Source organism: Arhodomonas sp. SL1, from assembly GCF_052060015.1.
GTDB lineage: Bacteria > Pseudomonadota > Gammaproteobacteria > Nitrococcales > Nitrococcaceae > Arhodomonas.
In genome coordinates, this window is sequence record NZ_JBPODZ010000007.1 from 69,609 (window position 1) to 87,601 (window position 17,993).

General features: G+C 65.8%; 26 protein-coding genes. All 26 read left to right on the forward strand.

Annotated features, from left to right (window positions below):
• Positions 1-43 precede the first annotated feature (43 nt).
• The 26 genes from rpoC to rplO all read left to right on the forward strand — a co-directional run bounded on the left by rpoC (position 44) and on the right by rplO (position 17,953).
• Positions 44-4,324 (forward strand): DNA-directed RNA polymerase subunit beta', encoded by a 4,281-nt coding sequence (gene rpoC, locus ACQ754_RS11275; protein WP_440997130.1) that lies wholly within the window; start codon positions 44-46, stop codon positions 4,322-4,324.
• A gap of 135 nt (positions 4,325-4,459) precedes the next feature.
• Positions 4,460-4,834, forward strand: coding sequence for a 30S ribosomal protein S12 (gene rpsL / locus ACQ754_RS11280; RefSeq protein WP_440997131.1), 375 nt, complete (start codon positions 4,460-4,462; stop codon positions 4,832-4,834).
• A gap of 37 nt (positions 4,835-4,871) precedes the next feature.
• On the forward strand, positions 4,872-5,342 hold the full coding sequence (gene rpsG, locus ACQ754_RS11285; protein ID WP_440997132.1) for a 30S ribosomal protein S7: 471 nt from the start codon (positions 4,872-4,874) through the stop codon (positions 5,340-5,342).
• 20 nt (positions 5,343-5,362) lie between these two features.
• Positions 5,363-7,456 carry an elongation factor G gene (gene fusA, locus ACQ754_RS11290; protein WP_440997133.1) on the forward strand — a complete coding sequence of 698 codons (2,094 nt, stop codon included), beginning with the start codon at positions 5,363-5,365 and terminating at the stop codon, positions 7,454-7,456.
• A 53-nt stretch (positions 7,457-7,509) separates the two neighbouring features.
• The gene (tuf, locus tag ACQ754_RS11295) at positions 7,510-8,700 is read left to right on the forward strand and encodes an elongation factor Tu (RefSeq protein WP_440997122.1); all 1,191 of its coding nucleotides are present in this window, start codon (positions 7,510-7,512) and stop codon (positions 8,698-8,700) included.
• A gap of 6 nt (positions 8,701-8,706) precedes the next feature.
• On the forward strand, positions 8,707-9,021 hold the full coding sequence (rpsJ, locus tag ACQ754_RS11300; RefSeq protein ID WP_440997134.1) for a 30S ribosomal protein S10: 315 nt from the start codon (positions 8,707-8,709) through the stop codon (positions 9,019-9,021).
• Positions 9,022-9,188: 167 nt separating this feature from the next.
• A complete protein-coding gene (rplC, locus tag ACQ754_RS11305) occupies positions 9,189-9,839 on the forward strand; it encodes a 50S ribosomal protein L3 (RefSeq protein ID WP_440997135.1) in 651 nt (216 codons plus the stop codon).
• Entirely contained in the window at positions 9,839-10,456 is a 618-nt protein-coding gene (rplD, locus tag ACQ754_RS11310) for a 50S ribosomal protein L4 (protein ID WP_440997136.1), read from the forward strand. The genes rplC and rplD overlap by 1 nt, the downstream gene beginning before the upstream one ends.
• The gene (rplW, locus tag ACQ754_RS11315) at positions 10,453-10,752 is read left to right on the forward strand and encodes a 50S ribosomal protein L23 (protein ID WP_440997137.1); all 300 of its coding nucleotides are present in this window, start codon (positions 10,453-10,455) and stop codon (positions 10,750-10,752) included. Before rplD ends, rplW begins: the two co-directional genes overlap by 4 nt.
• A gap of 27 nt (positions 10,753-10,779) precedes the next feature.
• Positions 10,780-11,604, forward strand: coding sequence for a 50S ribosomal protein L2 (rplB, locus tag ACQ754_RS11320; protein ID WP_440997138.1), 825 nt, complete (start codon positions 10,780-10,782; stop codon positions 11,602-11,604).
• A 21-nt stretch (positions 11,605-11,625) separates the two neighbouring features.
• Positions 11,626-11,901: a 30S ribosomal protein S19 gene (gene rpsS / locus ACQ754_RS11325; RefSeq protein ID WP_440997139.1), complete on the forward strand. Its 276-nt coding sequence runs from the start codon at positions 11,626-11,628 to the stop codon at positions 11,899-11,901.
• A gap of 3 nt (positions 11,902-11,904) precedes the next feature.
• Complete coding sequence (rplV, locus tag ACQ754_RS11330; protein ID WP_440997140.1) at positions 11,905-12,240, forward strand: 50S ribosomal protein L22; 336 nt, start codon at positions 11,905-11,907, stop codon at positions 12,238-12,240.
• 9 nt (positions 12,241-12,249) lie between these two features.
• Positions 12,250-12,924: a 30S ribosomal protein S3 gene (rpsC, locus tag ACQ754_RS11335; protein WP_440997141.1), complete on the forward strand. Its 675-nt coding sequence runs from the start codon at positions 12,250-12,252 to the stop codon at positions 12,922-12,924.
• A gap of 16 nt (positions 12,925-12,940) precedes the next feature.
• On the forward strand, positions 12,941-13,354 hold the full coding sequence (gene rplP / locus ACQ754_RS11340; RefSeq protein WP_440997142.1) for a 50S ribosomal protein L16: 414 nt from the start codon (positions 12,941-12,943) through the stop codon (positions 13,352-13,354).
• The gene (gene rpmC / locus ACQ754_RS11345; RefSeq protein ID WP_440997143.1) at positions 13,354-13,557 is read left to right on the forward strand and encodes a 50S ribosomal protein L29; all 204 of its coding nucleotides are present in this window, start codon (positions 13,354-13,356) and stop codon (positions 13,555-13,557) included. The genes rplP and rpmC overlap by 1 nt, the downstream gene beginning before the upstream one ends.
• The gene (gene rpsQ / locus ACQ754_RS11350; protein ID WP_440997144.1) at positions 13,554-13,817 is read left to right on the forward strand and encodes a 30S ribosomal protein S17; all 264 of its coding nucleotides are present in this window, start codon (positions 13,554-13,556) and stop codon (positions 13,815-13,817) included. Before rpmC ends, rpsQ begins: the two co-directional genes overlap by 4 nt.
• Before the next feature lie 61 nt (positions 13,818-13,878).
• A complete protein-coding gene (rplN, locus tag ACQ754_RS11355; RefSeq protein ID WP_440997145.1) occupies positions 13,879-14,247 on the forward strand; it encodes a 50S ribosomal protein L14 in 369 nt (122 codons plus the stop codon).
• Between the two features lie 12 nt (positions 14,248-14,259).
• On the forward strand, positions 14,260-14,577 hold the full coding sequence (gene rplX / locus ACQ754_RS11360; protein WP_440997146.1) for a 50S ribosomal protein L24: 318 nt from the start codon (positions 14,260-14,262) through the stop codon (positions 14,575-14,577).
• Between the two features lie 9 nt (positions 14,578-14,586).
• Positions 14,587-15,126: a 50S ribosomal protein L5 gene (gene rplE / locus ACQ754_RS11365; RefSeq protein ID WP_440997147.1), complete on the forward strand. Its 540-nt coding sequence runs from the start codon at positions 14,587-14,589 to the stop codon at positions 15,124-15,126.
• Positions 15,127-15,137: 11 nt separating this feature from the next.
• Complete coding sequence (rpsN, locus tag ACQ754_RS11370; RefSeq protein ID WP_440997148.1) at positions 15,138-15,443, forward strand: 30S ribosomal protein S14; 306 nt, start codon at positions 15,138-15,140, stop codon at positions 15,441-15,443.
• A gap of 46 nt (positions 15,444-15,489) precedes the next feature.
• Positions 15,490-15,885: a 30S ribosomal protein S8 gene (gene rpsH, locus ACQ754_RS11375; protein ID WP_440997149.1), complete on the forward strand. Its 396-nt coding sequence runs from the start codon at positions 15,490-15,492 to the stop codon at positions 15,883-15,885.
• Between the two features lie 17 nt (positions 15,886-15,902).
• Positions 15,903-16,436: a 50S ribosomal protein L6 gene (gene rplF / locus ACQ754_RS11380; RefSeq protein WP_440997150.1), complete on the forward strand. Its 534-nt coding sequence runs from the start codon at positions 15,903-15,905 to the stop codon at positions 16,434-16,436.
• 17 nt (positions 16,437-16,453) lie between these two features.
• Positions 16,454-16,807: a 50S ribosomal protein L18 gene (rplR, locus tag ACQ754_RS11385; RefSeq protein ID WP_440997151.1), complete on the forward strand. Its 354-nt coding sequence runs from the start codon at positions 16,454-16,456 to the stop codon at positions 16,805-16,807.
• Positions 16,808-16,823: 16 nt separating this feature from the next.
• Positions 16,824-17,324 (forward strand): 30S ribosomal protein S5, encoded by a 501-nt coding sequence (rpsE, locus tag ACQ754_RS11390; RefSeq protein WP_440997152.1) that lies wholly within the window; start codon positions 16,824-16,826, stop codon positions 17,322-17,324.
• Positions 17,325-17,326: 2 nt separating this feature from the next.
• Complete coding sequence (rpmD, locus tag ACQ754_RS11395) at positions 17,327-17,515, forward strand: 50S ribosomal protein L30 (protein WP_440997153.1); 189 nt, start codon at positions 17,327-17,329, stop codon at positions 17,513-17,515.
• A 3-nt stretch (positions 17,516-17,518) separates the two neighbouring features.
• On the forward strand, positions 17,519-17,953 hold the full coding sequence (gene rplO, locus ACQ754_RS11400; protein WP_440997154.1) for a 50S ribosomal protein L15: 435 nt from the start codon (positions 17,519-17,521) through the stop codon (positions 17,951-17,953).
• The last annotated feature ends 40 nt before the right edge of the window (positions 17,954-17,993 follow it).

Below are 17,993 nucleotides of genomic sequence, written 5' to 3' on the forward strand. Positions count from 1 at the left end.
CCCCGCAGCGAATTCTCCAACTCCAGTTGGATGGGCGAGGGATATGAAAGACCTTCTGAATCTGTTCAAGCAGCCGGGCGCGCAGCTCGACGATTTCGATGCCATTCGCATCAGCCTTGCGTCGCCGGAGAAGATCCGTTCGTGGTCCTTCGGCGAGGTGAAAAAGCCCGAGACCATCAACTACCGGACGTTCAAGCCGGAGCGTGACGGTCTGTTCTGCGCCAAGATCTTCGGCCCGGTGAAGGACTACGAGTGCCTGTGCGGCAAGTACAAGCGGCTCAAGCACCGGGGCGTGGTCTGCGAGAAGTGCGGCGTGGAGGTGACCCTGGCCAAGGTGCGCCGCGAGCGCATGGGCCACATCGACCTGGCGAGCCCCACCGCCCATATCTGGTTCCTGAAGTCGCTGCCCTCGCGCATCGGGTTGCTGCTGGACATGACCCTGCGCGATATCGAGCGGGTGCTCTACTTCGAGGCGTTCATCGTCATCGATCCGGGCATGACGCCGCTGGAGCGCAACCAGCTGCTCACCGATGAGGGCTACCTGGACGCCGTCGAGCAGTACGGCGATGAGTTCGACGCCCGCATGGGCGCCGAGGCCGTCTTTGAGCTGCTCAAGAGCCTAGACCTCCGAGAGGAGGCCGCGCAGCTGCGCGAGGAGATGGACGCCACCAACTCGGAGTCCAAGATCAAGCGGCTGTCCAAGCGGCTCAAGCTGGTGGAGTCGTTCTTGGAGTCCGGCAACAAGCCCGAGTGGATGGTGCTCACGGTGCTGCCGGTGCTGCCCCCGGACCTGCGGCCGCTGGTGCCGCTGGACGGTGGCCGTTTCGCTACCTCGGACCTCAACGACCTGTACCGCCGTGTCATCAACCGCAATAACCGGTTGAAGCGCCTGCTCGAGCTCTCGGCGCCGGACATCATCGTGCGCAACGAGAAGCGCATGCTCCAGGAGTCCGTGGACGCGCTGCTGGACAATGGTCGCCGCGGCCGCGCGATCACGGGGACCAACCGGCGGCCGCTGAAGTCGCTGGCGGACATGATCAAGGGCAAGCAGGGGCGGTTCCGCCAGAACTTGCTCGGCAAGCGCGTGGACTACTCCGGGCGCTCGGTGATCGTGGTTGGGCCGACACTGCGCCTGCACCAGTGCGGCCTGCCCAAGCGTATGGCCCTGGAGCTGTTCAAGCCGTTCATCTTCTCGCGGCTGCAGCGCCTGGGGTTGGCCACCACCATCAAGGCGGCCAAGAAGCTGGTCGAGCGCGAGACCCCGGAGGTCTGGGATATCCTCGAGGAGGTGATCCGCGAGCACCCGGTGCTGCTCAACCGCGCGCCGACGCTCCATCGCCTGGGCATCCAGGGCTTCGAGCCGGTGCTCATCGAGGGCAAGGCGATCCAGCTGCATCCGCTGGTCTGCCCGGCGTTCAACGCCGACTTCGACGGCGACCAGATGGCGGTGCACGTGCCGCTGTCGCTGGAGGCGCAGCTGGAGTCCCGGGCGTTGATGATGTCGTCCAACAACGTCCTCTCGCCGGCCTCGGGGGAGCCCATTATCGGCGCCTCCCAGGACATCGTGCTCGGCCTGTACTACATGACCCTCTCGCTGGCCGGCCGCCGCGGCGAGGGCATGGTCTTCAGCGATACCGCCGAGCTCCACCGGGCCTATGAGAGCCGCACCATCGACCTGCAGGCACGGGTGCAGGTGCGCATCCGCGAGGTGGTGCAGGACGACGAGGGCAACGTAACCGAATCGGTGCGCCGGGTGGAGACCACGGCGGGCCGGGCGTTGCTCTACGACATTGTGCCCGAGGGCCTGCCGTTCTCCCTGGTCGATCGGGACATGACCAAGAAGGCCATCTCCGAGGCCATCAATAACTGCTATCGCCGTCTCGGGCTGAAGGCCACGGTGGTGTTCGCCGACCAGCTCATGTATCTCGGTTTCCACATGTCCACCCGGGCGGCGGTGTCCATTGGCCTGGAGGACATGACCATCCCGCCGGAGAAGGCCGATATCCTTGGCCGCGCCGAGGCGGAGGTGAAGGATATCGAGGAGCAGTACGCCTCGGGCCTGGTCACCAACGGCGAGCGCTACAATAAGGTCGTCGACATCTGGTCGCATACCAACGACGAGGTGGCCCGGGCGATGATGGAGCGCCTCGGCAAGGAAGTGGCCACCGACGCCGAGGGCAATACCGTCGAGCAGAAGTCCACCAATTCCATCTTCATGATGGCCGACTCCGGGGCCCGTGGCTCGCCGGCGCAGATCCGTCAGCTCGCCGGCATGCGTGGGCTGATGGCCAAGCCCGACGGCTCGATCATCGAGACGCCCATCACGGCGAACTTCCGTGAGGGGCTGAACGTGCTGCAGTACTTCATCTCGACCCACGGCGCCCGTAAGGGCCTCGCGGACACGGCGCTGAAGACGGCGAACTCCGGTTACCTCACCCGCCGCCTGGTGGATGTCTCCCAGGATCTGGTGGTCACCGAGGCGGACTGCGGTACCCACCGGGGCCTGAAGATGAGCCCGATCATCGAGGGCGGCGACGTGGTCGAGCCCTTGCGCGAGCGCGTGCTCGGACGGGTGGCGGCCCAGGATGTCACCCGCCCGGGTGGTACCGAGGTGGTGCTCGAGGCGGGTGCGTTGCTCGACGAGCGCCGCGTCGACCTGCTCGAACAGGAAGGCGTCGACGAGGTCTGGGTGCGCTCGCCGATCACCTGTGAGACGCGCCACGGGGTCTGCGCGAACTGCTATGGCCGCGACCTGGCCCGTGGCCACAAGGTCAACGTTGGCGAGGGCGTCGGCGTGATCGCCGCGCAGTCCATCGGCGAGCCGGGCACGCAGCTGACCATGCGCACGTTCCATATCGGCGGCGCCGCCTCGCGTGCCGCCTCGGTGAGCAACGTGGAGGTCAAGGCGGCCGGTACGGCGCGGTTGCACAACCTCAAGACGGTGCAGCACCACTCGGGGAACCTGGTGGCGGTGTCGCGTTCCGGCGAGATCACGGTGATGGACGAGTACGGCCGCGAGCGCGAGCGCTACAAGGTCCCGTACGGCGCCACCATCGCGGTGCAGGACAACGAGCCTGTGGAGGCCGGTCAGATCGTCGCCCAATGGGATCCGCACACGCACCCCATCGTCACCGAGGTGAAGGGGCGGTTGAAGTTCTTTGACTTCGTCGAGGGCGTGAGCGTCAACCGCGAGGTCGACGAGGTCACCGGTCTGTCCAGTCTGGTGGTCACCGATCCGAAGACCCGGGGCAACGGGGAGATCCGGCGTACCGTTGTGGACAACAACGGCAAGGAGACCGAGGAGCGGATTGCCTACAAGGACCTCCGGCCGATGATCAAGCTGGTCGACGAGGACGGCAACGACCTCAACCTCGCCGGCACCGACATCCCCGCGCAGTACTATCTGGCCGCCGGCGCGATCATCAGCGTCGACGACAACGCCGAGGTGGACGTGGGTGACGTCATTGCCCGTATCCCCCAGGAGTCGTCGAAGACCCGCGATATCACCGGCGGTCTGCCCCGGGTGGCGGATCTGTTCGAGGCGCGCAAGCCCAAGGAGCCGGCGATCCTCGCCGAGGTCTCCGGGACCGTCTCCTTCGGCCGCGAGACCAAGGGCAAGCAGCGGCTGGTCATTACCATGGCCGACGGCGAGAGCTACGAGGAGCTCATCCCCAAGTGGCGGAACGTCACCGTCTTCGAGGGCGAGCACGTGGAGAAGGGCGAGGTCATCGCCGATGGCGAGCCGAACCCCCACGACATCCTCCGACTGCTGGGTGTCACGGAGTTGGCCAGCTACATCGTCCGCGAGATCCAGGATGTCTACCGTCTGCAGGGCGTGAAGATCAACGACAAGCACATCGAGGTCATCGCCCGGCAGATGCTGCGTAAGGTCGAGATCCGGGAGCCCGGCGACACCCGGTACCTGCGCGGCGAGCAGGCGGACTGGGGTCGCGTCATGGAGGAGAACGAGCGCCTGGAGGCGCAGGGCAAGGAGCCGGCGCGCTTCGATCCCATGCTGCTGGGCATCACCAAGGCCTCGCTGGCCACGGACTCGTTCATCTCTGCGGCCTCCTTCCAGGAGACCACGCGGGTGCTGACCGACGCCGCGACCCGCGGCGCCAGGGACGACCTCCGTGGATTGAAGGAGAACGTCATCGTCGGGCGGCTCATCCCGGCCGGTACCGGCTTCGCGTATCACTCGGAGCGTCGCGGCCGGCCGCGGACCACCAGCGAGTTGGACATGGTCCCGCCGGCGATGCCACACCTCGGTGGCGGCGCCATGCAGGAACCGGGTGTGCACGACCAGCCCGGCGAGCAGCAGTAGCCGCTGGGCTAACGTAAGTCCCCGTGGGAGCGGGCCGTTTGGTTGACACTCCCCGGGGGCGGCCATACAATTAGCGACTTTCGACAGGTCGGGGCCCCGGCCTGTCGTTCGTTTTACTTTTGGAGTCAGCGTCTTATGGCAACCATTAACCAGCTGGTTCGGAAGGGGCGCAAGCGCCGGGCCGAAAAGAGCAACGTCCCCGCGCTCGAGGCCTGTCCACAGCGGCGCGGGGTGTGCACCCGCGTCTACACGACGACCCCGAAGAAGCCGAACTCCGCGCTGCGTAAGGTCGCGCGTGTCCGGCTGACCAACAGCTACGAGGTCTCCAGCTACATCGGCGGCGAGGGTCATAACCTCCAGGAACACTCCGTGGTGTTGATCCGTGGCGGTCGTGTGAAGGACCTGCCCGGTGTGCGCTATCACGTGGTGCGTGGCTCCCTGGATACCGCCGGCGTCGAGAAGCGCCGCCAGGGCCGCTCGAAGTACGGCGCGAAGCGGCCGAAGCGTTAAGCGCGAATCATCGACGAACGGGTAAAGGGTTAACGAGATGCCGAGAAGAAGAGAGGTGCCGAAGCGTAAGGTCCTGCCGGATCCCAAGTTTGGGAGCGAGCAGTTGACCCGCTTCGTCAATTTCATCATGCGCGACGGTAAGCGCTCGGTGGCCGAGCGGATCGTCTATGGTGCCCTCGACCGGGTCGCTGCCAAGGGGCACAGCAACCCGATGGAGACCCTGGAGACGGCGCTGGAGAATGTGCGCCCGGTGGTGGAGGTCAAGTCCCGCCGCGTCGGCGGCGCCACCTACCAGGTACCGGTGGAGGTGCGCCCGGAACGGCGCAACACCCTGGCCATGCGCTGGATCATCGAGGCGGCGCGCAAGCGCGGCGAGACGACCATGGGCCACCAGCTCGCCAACGAGCTGATGGAGGCCGCGGACAATCGTGGCACTGCCGTCAAGAAGCGCGAGGACACTCACCGGATGGCGGAGGCCAACAAGGCCTTCTCGCACTTCCGCTGGTAACAGTTACGGGGAATTCCGCAGTGGCACGCAAGACACCGATCGAGCGCTACCGCAATATCGGCATCATGGCCCACATCGATGCCGGCAAGACTACCGCCACGGAGCGCATCCTCTTCTACACGGGTATCTCCCACAAGATGGGCGAGGTGCACGATGGCGCTGCGGTGATGGACTGGATGGAGCAGGAGCAGGAGCGCGGCATCACCATCACCTCTGCGGCGACCACCACGTTCTGGCGGGGCATGGACCAGCAGTATCCGGAGACGCGTATCAACATCATCGATACGCCCGGCCACGTGGACTTCACCATCGAGGTGGAGCGCTCGCTGCGGGTGCTCGACGGTGCCATTTGCGTGCTCGACGCCAATGCCGGTGTGGAGCCTCAGACGGAAACCGTCTGGCGGCAGGCGAACAAGTACCGTGTGCCGCGCATGGTGTTCGTCAACAAGATGGACAAGATGGGGGCGGACTATTACCGCTGCATCCAGATGGTGCGCGAGCGCCTCGGTGCCAACGCGGTACCCATGCAGCTCGCCATCGGCGCCGAGGATCAGTTCGCCGGCGTAGTCGACCTGGTACGGATGAAGGCCATCTACTGGAACATGGATGACCAGGGTGTCACCTATGACCAGGTGGAGATCCCTGCCGAGCTCCAGGAGATGGCGGCGGAATACCGCGACAACCTCGTCGAGGCCGCCGCTGAGGGTGCCGACGACCTGATGGAGAAGTACCTCGAGGGGGAAGAGTTCACCACCGAGGACATCAACCGGGGCATCCGGGCCCAGACGCTGGCCAACGAGGTCGTGCCGGTGCTTTGTGGCACGGCGTTCAAGAACAAGGGGATCCAGGCACTGCTCGACGCCGTGGTGGAGTATCTCCCCTCCCCGGCGGACGTGCCACCGATCGAGGGCGAGCTCGAGGACGGTACCCCCGCGAATCGGAAGGCCAGCGACGACGAGCCCTTCGCCGCGCTGGCGTTCAAGATCGCCACTGACCCCTACGTGGGCACCCTTACGTTCTTCCGCGTCTATTCCGGGGTGGTCCGCACGGGTGACACCGTGTGGAACCCGGTGCGTGGCAAGCGCGAGCGCTTCGGGCGGATCGTGCAGATGCACTCCAAGGAGCGCCAGGAGATCGACGAGGTCCGCGCCGGCGATATCGCCGCCGCTATCGGGCTGAAGGACGTCACCACCGGTGACACCCTCTGCGACCGGGACAAGAAGATCACCCTGGAGCGCATGGAGTTCCCGGACCCCGTGATCTCGGTGGCGGTGGAACCGAAGACCAAGAGCGACCAGGAGAAGATGAGTGTCGCGCTGGGCAAGCTCGCCCAGGAGGACCCGTCGTTCCAGGTGCGCAGCGACGAGGAGTCCGGCCAGACGATCATCTCCGGGATGGGCGAGCTCCATCTCGACATCATCGTTGACCGGCTCAAGCGCGAGTTCAAGGTGGAGGCCAACATCGGCCAGCCCCAGGTGGCCTACCGGGAGACCATCCGTAAGCAGGTGGAGGCCGAGGGCAAGTTCGTGCGCCAGTCCGGCGGCCGCGGCCAGTACGGCCACGTCTGGATCAGGATGGAGCCGCAGGAGCGCGGTGAGGGTTACGCGTTCGAGAACAAGATCGTGGGTGGTGTCGTACCCAAGGAATACATCCCCTCGGTGGACTACGGCATCCAGGAACAGATGGAAAACGGCGTCCTTGCCGGCTTCCCGGTGGTGGATCTGAAGGTCACGCTGTTCGACGGTTCCTACCACGATGTGGACTCCTCGGAGATGGCGTTCAAGATTGCCGGTTCCATGGCTTTCAAGGAGGGCTTCGCCAAGGCGGATCCGGTGCTCCTCGAGCCGGTCATGAAGGTCGAGGTGGTGACGCCGGAGGAGTTCATGGGCGATGTCATGGGCGACGTCAACCGGCGCCGCGGTACGGTGCAGGGCATGGAAGACGGCCCCACCGGCAAGGTCATCCGTGCCGAGGTGCCCTTGAAGGAGATGTTCGGCTACGCCACGGACCTTCGTTCCGCGACCCAGGGCCGCGCCTCGTACAGCATGGAGTTCGAGGGCTACGCGGAGGCGCCGGCGAACATCGCCGATGAAGTGATCAAGAAGGCCGGCTGAGGCCGGTCTGCGGGTTTTCAGGTTTAACAGAATTCAGCCCAGAGAGGTGAGCCGTGTCCAAGGAGAAGTTTGAGCGCACCAAGCCGCACGTGAATGTTGGCACGATTGGCCATGTTGACCATGGTAAGACGACGCTGACGGCGGCGATGACGAAGGTGATGGCGGAGAAGTACGGGGGTGCGGCGCGCGCGTTCGACCAGATCGACAATGCCCCGGAGGAGCGTGATCGTGGGATCACGATTGCGACCGCGCACGTGGAGTACGAGACCGAGGCGCGTCACTACGCGCACGTCGACTGCCCGGGTCACGCGGACTATGTGAAGAACATGATCACCGGTGCCGCGCAGATGGACGGTGCGATCCTGGTGGTCTCGGCCGCCGATGGCCCGATGCCGCAGACGCGTGAGCACATCCTGCTCGCGCGTCAGGTGGGCGTGCCGTATATCGTGGTCTACCTGAACAAGGCGGACATGGTCGACGACGAGGAGCTGCTCGAGCTCGTGGAGATGGAGGTCCGGGAGCTGCTCAGCGACTATGACTTCCCGGGTGATGACATTCCGGTGATCACCGGCTCGGCGCTGAAGGCGCTGGAGGGGGATGAGTCGGAGATTGGTGCGCCCTCGATTGTGCGTCTGGTGCAGTCGATGGACAAGTACATCCCGGAGCCGAGCCGTGCGGTGGATGGCCCGTTTTTGATGCCGATCGAGGACGTGTTCTCGATCTCGGGTCGCGGTACGGTGGTGACCGGGCGTGTCGAGCGTGGTGTGATCAAGACCGGCGAGGAGGTCGAGATCGTGGGGCTGCGCGAGACCACCAAGACCACGGTCACGGGTGTGGAGATGTTCCGCAAGCTCCTCGATCAGGGGCAGGCGGGGGACAACATCGGTGCGCTGCTGCGCGGGACCAAGCGTGACGACGTCGAGCGGGGCCAGGTGCTGTGCAAGCCGAAGTCGATCACCCCGCACACGAAGTTCGAGTGCGAGGTCTATGTGCTGTCCAAGGACGAGGGCGGGCGGCACACGCCGTTCTTCAACGGTTATCGGCCGCAGTTCTACTTCCGCACCACCGACGTCACCGGTGCCTGTGACCTGCCTGAGGGCACGGAGATGGTGATGCCGGGTGACAACGTGCAGATGACGGTGTCGCTGATTGCGCCGATCGCCATGGAGGAGGGGCTGCGCTTCGCCATCCGCGAGGGCGGGCGTACCGTCGGCGCCGGCGTCGTCTCCAAGATCATCGAGTAAACAGCAATGGCAAGCAATCAGCGAATCCGTATCCGGCTCAAGGCGTTCGATCACAAACTGATCGACCAGTCGGCGCGTGAGATTGTCGAGACCGCCAAGCGGACCGGGGCCCAGGTAAAGGGCCCCATCCCATTGCCAACGAAGAAGGAGCGGTATACAATCCTCATTTCGCCGCACGTCAACAAGGACGCGCGGGATCAGTACGAGATACGTACGCACAAGCGCTTGATGGACATCGTCGACCCGACCGAAAAGACGGTCGACGCCTTGATGAAGCTCGACCTCGCCGCTGGCGTGGACGTGCAGATCAAGCTCTATTAACGCTTCCAGGGAACTACCTCGGCCCCGGGCGGAATGCCCGGTCAGCTGGGGCGGGCCCTTTTGAAACACCGGGCTACCGGGCATCGACTGCAGAACAAGTCGCGATTTCGGCGCTGCGGAACGCAGGCGCCCGGTGGGCTATGTCTTTCTGGGAGAGGGTAACGACGATGGCAATCGGAATCGTCGGTCGCAAGTGCGGTATGACCCGCGTGTTCACCGAGGATGGCGCGTCGGTGCCGGTCACCGTCGTGGAGGTCGCGCCGAACCGGGTGACGCAGGTCAAGACCGAGGAGCGCGACGGGTATCGCGCCGTGCAGGTCACCACCGGTAGTCGCCGCCCGTCACGGGTCACCAAAGCGTTGGCGGGGCATGTGGCGCAGGCCGGTGTGGAGATGGGCCGCGGTCTTTGGGAGTTCCGGCTCGACGGCGAGGTGGAGGTTGAGGGCGGCAGTGAGCTCGGTGTCGACCAGTTCGAGACGGGCCAGTTGGTGGACGTCATCGGCACGAGCAAGGGCAAGGGCTTTGCCGGGCACGTCAAGCGCCACAATTTCCGCACCCAGGACAACAGTCACGGCAACTCGAAGTCGCATCGCAAGCCGGGCTCCATCGGCCAGGCGCAGGATCCGGGGCGGGTGTTTCCCGGCAAGAAAATGGCCGGGCACCTCGGCAACGCCAGGCGTACGACGCAGAACCTGGAGGTCGTCCGGGTGGATGTCGAGCGGGGCCTGCTGTTGATCAAGGGCGCGGTGCCGGGCACCCGGAATGGGGACGTCATCGTTCGCCCGGCGGTGAAGGCGCGCGCGAAGGGGGATAACTGATGGAGCTCCAGGTCCGCGAATCCAAGGACAAGGCCGCCGGTGGCATCGAGGTCGCCGAGTCGGTCTTCGGGGCCGATTTCCGCGAGCCGCTGGTCCACCAGGTGGTGGTTGCCTACCTTGCGGGAGGGCGCGCCGGGACCAAGGCACAGAAGACGCGGTCGCAGGTCAGCGGCGGCGGCAGCAAGCCCTGGCGCCAGAAAGGTACCGGGCGGGCCCGCGCCGGCACCATCCGCAGCCCGATCTGGCGTGGTGGTGGCCGGACCTTCGCGGCCGTGCCCCGCAATCACGCGCAGAAGGTCAACCGCAAGATGTATCGGGGGGCGTTGCGCTCCATCCTCTCGGAGCTCGTCCGGCAGGATCGGCTCATGATCGTGGAGGGCTTTGCCGTAGAAACGCCGAAGGCCGCGGAGGCGCGTCGCCAGCTTGCGGCGCTCGGCACCGAGGACGTGCTGATCGTCGCCGGCGAGGTTGGAGAGGCCACGTACCTGGCGACCCGCAACCTCCCGCGCGTTGAGGTCCGGGACGTGGCGGGGCTGGATCCGGTAAGCCTGCTGTCCCACGAGCACGTGGTGATGACGAAGGACGCGGTCCGCCGAGTAGAGGAGTGGCTGGCATGAACCAGGAGCGGGTATATCAGGTCCTGCTCGGGCCGCATATCTCGGAGAAGAGCACCCTGATCGCGGACGATGGCCGGCAGGTGGTGTTCCGGGTGGCGCGCGACGCGAGCAAACATGAAGTGCGCAAGGCCGTGGAGCAGCTCTTCGAGGTCGCGGTCGAGGACGTCCGCGTGGTCAATATGAAGGGCAAGCGGAAGGGCTTTGGCCGAATCCGCGGCCGCCGGCCTGACTGGAAGAAGGCATACGTTGCCCTGGCCGAGGGTCAGGAGCTGGACTTCCTGGAGGCGGCGGAGTAAACCCGCGGCGAATACGGGACGAGAATTATGGCACTCGTAAACGCGAAACCAACTTCCCCGGGGCGGCGCTTCGTCGTGGAGATCCGCAATCGGGAGCTCCACCGCGGTGCCCCTTACGCGCCGCTGGTGCGCCAGCTCACCAAGAGTGGTGGCCGTAACAGTGACGGACGGATGACCACGCGGCACCGCGGCGGTGGGCACAAGCGTCGCTACCGGGTGATCGATTTCAAGCGCAACAAGGACGGGATCGCCGCGCGCGTCGAGCGTTTGGAGTACGACCCGAATCGCAGCGCCAATATCGCGTTGGTGCTCTACGGCGACGGCGAGCGCCGCTACATCCTGGCGCCCCGCGGCGTCCGGGTTGGCCAGGAGCTGGTCTCCGGTGTGGACGCACCCATCAAGCCCGGCAACACCCTGCCGCTGCGGAACATCCCGCTGGGCACCCAGGTCCACGCCGTGGAGATGCGCCCGGGCAAGGGGGCGCAGCTGGCCCGCTCGGCCGGCGCCGCGGTGCAGTTGGTGGCCCGGGAGGGCGCGTACGCGACCCTTCGGCTGCGCTCCGGTGAGATGCGGAAAGTGCTGGCGGACTGCCGTGCCACGGTGGGTGAGGTCGGAAACGCCGAGCACAACCTCCGCTCCCTGGGCAAGGCCGGGGCCACGCGCTGGCGCGGTCGGCGTCCGAAGGTCCGCGGTGTGGTGATGAACCCGGTGGACCACCCCCACGGTGGCGGTGAGGGCCGCACCTCCGGTGGCCGGCACCCGGTGACCCCGTGGGGCATCCCGACCAAGGGCCACAAGACGCGGACGAACAAGCGCACCGACAAGTACATCGTGCGCCGTCGCAAACGTTAACGCATTAAGAGGTGGGGATCCGTGCCACGCTCGATTCGTAAAGGGCCGTTCGTCGACCTGCACCTGCTGAAGAAGGTTCAGGCGGCCTCCGAGGCCAACAGCAAGCGTCCGATCAAGACCTGGTCGCGCCGTTCGATGATCGTGCCGGAGATGGTCGGGCTGACCATCGCGGTGCATAACGGCCGCCAACACGTTCCGGTGCTGATCAACGAGAACATGGTCGGCCACAAATTGGGCGAGTTCGCCGCCACCCGGACGTACCGGGGGCACGCGGCGGACAAGAAGTCGAAGAGGTAACCCATGGAAACGGCTGCTAGGCTCCGTTACGCGATGATCTCGCCGCAGAAGGCGCGGCTGGTCGCGGACCAGGTGCGCGGCCTCCCGGTGAGCCGCGCCCTCGAGGTCCTCGAGTTCAGCCCGCAGAAGGCCGCGGGCGTCGTCCGGAAGGTGCTGGATTCCGCGATCGCGAATGCGGAGCACAACGAAGGTGCGGACATCGACGAGCTCCGGGTCAGCCGCATCTTCGTGGACGAGGGACCGATGTACAAGCGCATTCAGGCGCGCGCCAAGGGGCGCGCGACGCGGATTCTCAAGCGGACGAGCCACATCACCGTGGCCGTTGCCGAACAGCAGTAGGGGTACAGCATGGGTCACAAGGTACATCCGACCGGCTTCCGCCTCGGCATCACCGAGGAATGGCGGTCCATGTGGTACGCCGACAATAAGAACTTCGGCGATTACCTCAACACCGACCTCGAGGTGCGGGAGTACATCAAGAAGCGCCTTGCGCATGCCTCGATCAGCCGGATCAAGATCGAGCGGCCGGCGAAAAACGCCCTGATCACCATCCATACGGCGCGGCCCGGGATCGTGATCGGCAAGAAGGGCGAGGATATCGAGGCACTGCGGCGCACGCTTGCGGGGATGATGGGCATCCCCGTGCACGTCAACATCGAGGAGATCCGTAAGCCGGAGCTCGATGCGCAACTGGTCGCCGAGAATGTCGCCCAGCAGCTGGTCCGGCGGATCATGTTCCGGCGAGCGATGAAGCGCGCAGTGGGCAACGCCATGCGCATCGGGGCCCAGGGCATCAAGATCCAGGTCGGCGGCCGGCTCAATGGTGCGGAGATCGCGCGTAGCGAGTGGTACCGCGAGGGCCGGGTCCCCCTGCATACCCTGCGGGCGGATATCGACTACGGCTTCGCCGAGGCGAAGACCACCTACGGCGTGATCGGCGTGAAGGTATGGGTGTTCAAGGGCGAGGTCCTCGATACCCAGGTCGTGCCGGAGTCGGGCAAGACCAAGCGCACGGCGAGCTGACAGAAGGGGCCGGGAGATGCTTCAACCGAAACGCACCAAGTTCCGTAAACAGCAAAAGGGCCGCAATAACGGCCTGGCGCACCGGGGTGCCACTGTCGCGTTCGGCGAATACGGCCTGAAGGCGACGACCCGCGGGCCGATCACGGCACGCCAGATCGAGGCAGGTCGCCGGGCGATCAACCGCCACGTGCGCCGCGGCGGCAAGATCTGGATCCGGATCTTCCCGGACAAGCCGATCTCCGCGAAGCCGCTGGAGGTCCGGCAGGGCAAGGGCAAGGGCAACGTTGACCACTGGTCGGCGGTGGTCCAGCCCGGGCGCGTCATCTACGAGATCGAGGGTGTGGCCGAGGACGTGGCCCGCGAGGCCTTCCGCCGCGCCGGCGCGAAGCTGCCGGTGAAGACCACCTTCGTGCAGCGGACGGTATTGTGATGAAGGCAAGCGAATTGCGAGGCAAGGATCCGGCGGCGCTGCGCAACGAGTTGCTCGAGCGGCGCAAGGAGCAGTTCAACCTGCGCATGCAGCAGGCCGGCGGGCAGCTGCATCGCCCTGACCAGCTCAAGAAGGTCCGCCGGGATATCGCACGGATCAAGACCGTGATCAACGAAAAGCAGAGGTCGAGTGAGGCGTCATGAGCGACCAGGGGACGACGAAGCGCACGGTCAACGGCCGGGTGATCAGCGCACGGGCCGACAAGACGGTGACCGTGGCGGTCGAGCGCATGGAGAAGCATCCGCTCTACGGTAAGTTCGTGCGCCGGACCACCAAGCTGCGCGCCCATGACGAGGCGAACGAGTGCCGCGAGGGCGACTGGGTGGCCGTGGAGGAGTGCCGGCCGTACTCGCGGACGAAGAGCTGGCGCCTGGTCAGGGTCCTCGAGAAGTCCACGGCGTGACATCAGGGCGCGACCCCAAGGGTCGCAGCGTTTTCGGCATCAGGTAAGCGAGCAGGTCGCCATGATTCAGATGCAGACACTCCTAAGCGCCGCGGACAACAGCGGGGCGCGCCAGCTGCAGTGCATTAAGGTGCTCGGCGGCTCGCGGCGGCGCTACGCCGGTATCGGCGACATCATCAAGGTGAGCGTCAAGGACGCCATCCCCCGCGGACGCGTCAAGAAGGGCGATGTCTACAGCGCGGTGGTGGTACGCACGCGGCGCGGCGTGCGCCGGGCGGACGGTTCCGTGATCCGCTTCGACGGCAACGCAGCGGTGCTCTTGAACAACAATCTGCAGCCCATCGGGACCCGTGTCTTCGGACCGGTGACGCGCGAGCTGCGCACGGAGCGGTTCATGCGCATCATCTCGCTGGCGCCCGAGGTTCTGTAGGCAGAGGTTGGCATGCGCAAGATCAGGAAAGGTGACGAAGTGATCGTGATCGCCGGCAAGGATAAGGGCCGGCGGGGACGCGTGCTGCGGGTGCTACCCGAGCGCGAGCGGGTCGTCGTGGAGAACGTCAATATGGTGAAGAAGCACCAGCGGCCCAACCCGCAGGCGGGTGTGCAGGGGGGCATCATCGAGAAGGAGATGCCGCTGCACGTATCCAACGTCGCGATCTATAACCCGAAGAGCGGGAAGGCCGACCGGGTGGGTGTCAGCACAACGGCGGACGGGCGCAAGGTGCGCGTGTTCAAGTCCAACAACGAACAGATCGACTAGGGTGCCGGAATGGCAAGGCTGCGAGAGCTCTACAGAGAAGAGATCGCCAAAGGCCTGACCGAGCGGTTCGGCTACTCCAATCCCATGGAGGTGCCGCGTCTCGAGAAGGTGGTGATCAATATGGGCCTGGGTGAGGCCATCCGGGACAAAAAGGTGCTGGACAGCGCCACCGAGGAGCTGGCGGCGCTGACCGGCCAGCGACCGGTGGTGACCAAGGCGCGGAAGTCGGTAGCCGGTTTCAAGATTCGTGAGGGCTGGCCGATCGGGGCGAAGGTAACGCTCCGGCGCGCCCGGATGTACGAGTTCCTGGACCGCTTCATCAACATCGCTTCACCGCGTGTGCGGGACTTCCGTGGGTTCTCCCCGCGGGCGTTCGACGGGCGGGGTAACTACAACGTGGGCGTGCGTGAGCAGATCATCTTCCCCGAGATCGAGTACGACAAGGTCGATGCGATCCGTGGGATGGACATCTCGATCACCACGACGGCCAAGACCGACGAGGAAGGGCGGGCCCTGCTGGAAGGGTTCAACTTCCCGTTCCGGAAATAGACGAGGACGTTATGGCGAAAGTGTCCATGATCGAGCGGGAACGCAAGCGCGAGCGGCTGGCTCGCAAGTATGCGGCCCGCCGGGCAGAGCTGAAGGCGATCATCAAGAGCGCGAACAGCACCGAGGAGGAGCGCGCCGAGGCCCAGGAGAAGCTGCAGGCGCTGCCGCGGAACTCGAGCCCGGTACGCCAGGTGAGCCGGTGCCGCGTGACCGGGCGGCCGAAGGGGGTCTACCGCAAGTTCGGTCTCTCCCGGAACCAGCTGCGTCAGGCCGCGATGCGCGGCGAAATCCCCGGCCTCAAGCTGTCGAGCTGGTAGGCGCGGTGGCGTGGAAACCAAGACTGGGTAATCAGGTGACGCGAACATGAGCATGACGGATCCCATTGCGGACATGCTGACCCGGATCCGCAACGGACAGATTGCGGAGAAGGCGGAGGTCGGCATGCCGTCGTCCAAGCTTAAGGTCGCCATTGCGCGGGTGCTGAAGGACGAGGGCTATATCGAGGACTACCGCGTCGAGGGCTCGGAGAAGAAGCCCGAGCTGGTGGTGGGCCTCAAGTACCATCTGGGCCGGCCGGTGATCGAGGAGATCCAGCGGGTCAGCCGTCCGGGGTTGCGCCGGTTCGAGGGCAAGAAGGGCTTGCCCCGGGTGCGCGGCGGTCTCGGCACGGCCATCATCTCCACCTCCAAGGGGGTGATGACGGACCGGGCTGCACGGGCCGCCGGCCATGGTGGCGAGATTCTTTGCGTGGTCTTTTAACGACGGGATCGAGAGTCATGTCCAGAGTTGCAAAAAGTCCGATCCAAGTCCCGTCGGGCGTGGAGGTGACCCTGCAGGGGCAGTCGGTCACCGTAAAGGGGCCGAAGGGCGAGCTGCACCACGAGGTCCACGACTGGGTGGGTGTCGAGCACTCCGACGGGGTCCTGCAGTGCGAGCCGCGCAAGACCCGCCAGGAGGCGGTGGCCTTGGCGGGCACCACGCGCGCTCTCCTGAACAACATGGTCGTCGGCGTCAGCGATGGCTGGGAGCGACGCCTGCAGCTGACGGGCGTTGGCTATCGCGCCCAGGCCAAGGGCAGCACGCTGAACCTCACGCTCGGCTTTTCGCACCCAGTGGATTTTCCGGTCCCCGATGGGGTCACGGTGGAGACGCCGACCCAGACGGAGGTCGTGGTCCGGGGTGTCGACAAGCAGCTGGTCGGCCAGGTCGCGGCGAAGATTCGTGGCTTCCGCCCGCCGGAGCCCTACAAGGGCAAGGGCGTGCGCTACGCGGACGAGCGCGTGGTGCTTAAGGAAGCCAAGAAGAAGTAGGTAGGTAGACAGGCGTTATGGACAAGAAAACCGCACGGCTGAGGCGCGCACGGCGCGCCCGAGCAAAGATCCGCGAGCTCGGGGCGTACCGGCTCACGGTGCACCGTACCCCGCGCCATACCTATGCGCAGATCATCGCGCCGGAGGCGGATCGCACCCTGGCGGCGGCGTCGACCTTGGAGAAGGAGGTCCTTGGGGATCTCTCCAACGGCGGCAATGTGGCGGCGGCGCAGGCCGTCGGGCGGGCGATCGCGGAGCGGGCCCGCAAGGCCGGCATCGAGGAGGTCGCGTTCGACCGGGCCGGCTTCAAGTATCACGGGCGGGTGCAGGCGCTGGCAGAGGCCGCGCGTGAGGCCGGCCTGAAGTTCTGACGAAGGGCGTAAAGCAATGGCGACGAGCGACGTAAGCAACGAGGGGCTGCGCGAGAAGCTCATCGAGATCAATCGCGTGGCCAAGGTGGTGAAGGGCGGTCGCCAGTTCGGCTTCACCGCCCTGACCGTGGTCGGCGACGGGGAGGGTTCCGTCGGGTTTGGCTACGGCAAGGCACGTGAGGTCCCCCTCGCCATTCAGAAGGCGATGGAGAAGGCGCGGAAGAACATGCGCAAGGTGCATCTCAACGAGAACACCCTGCAGTACGCCATGACCGGCTGGCACGGCGCGAGCAAGGTCTATGTGCAGCCGGCATCGGCCGGTACCGGCATCATCGCCGGCGGCGCCATGCGTGCCGTCTTCGAGGTGGTGGGCGTTCAGGACGTGCTGGCCAAGACCATTGGCTCGCGCAACCCCGTGAACGTCGTGCGGGCCACGGTCAACGCGCTCACGCAGTACCAGTCGCCGGAGCTAGTGGCCGAGCGGCGTGGGAAGAGCGTTGAGGAGATTCTGGGGTAGTCATGGCGAACAACAAGCAGATCAAGATCACTCTGGTCCGCAGCCCCTCCGGGCGGCTGCGCAGCCACCGCGCCTGCGTTACCGGGCTCGGGCTGCGGCGGATGCATCAGAGTGTGACGGTGAGCGATACACCGGAGAATCGGGGCATGATTCGCAAGATCGCGTACATGCTCAACGTTGAGGAGACCTGAGCCATGCGCTTGAACAGCATTCGCCCGGCAGGGGGCAGCCGCCCCGACGCGAATCGCGTCGGTCGGGGCCATTCCTCGGGCAACGGAAAGACCGCGGGTCGCGGCCACAAGGGCCAGCACTCGCGCAGCGGCGGGTTCCACAAGGTGGGCTTCGAAGGCGGCCAGATGCCGCTGCAGCGGCGGGTGCCGAAGGTCGGGTTCCGCTCTCGCCGCGGCCGTTACGTGGCGGAGGTCCGTCTCTCCGAGCTGAAGTACGTGGACGGGGACGTGGTGGATCTTCCGGCGCTGAAACAGGCCGGAGTGGTGCCGCGCAACGTGCGTGAAGCGAAGATCGTGGCCTCCGGCGAGCCCGTCCGCGCGTTCAGCGTGCGGGGGCTCGGCGTGACCGCCGGGGCCCGTAAGGCGATCGAGCAGGCCGGCGGCAAGGTAGAGGCGTAAATTGGCCAAGTCCCCTGGCAACGTGAATGCGCTTGCGGGC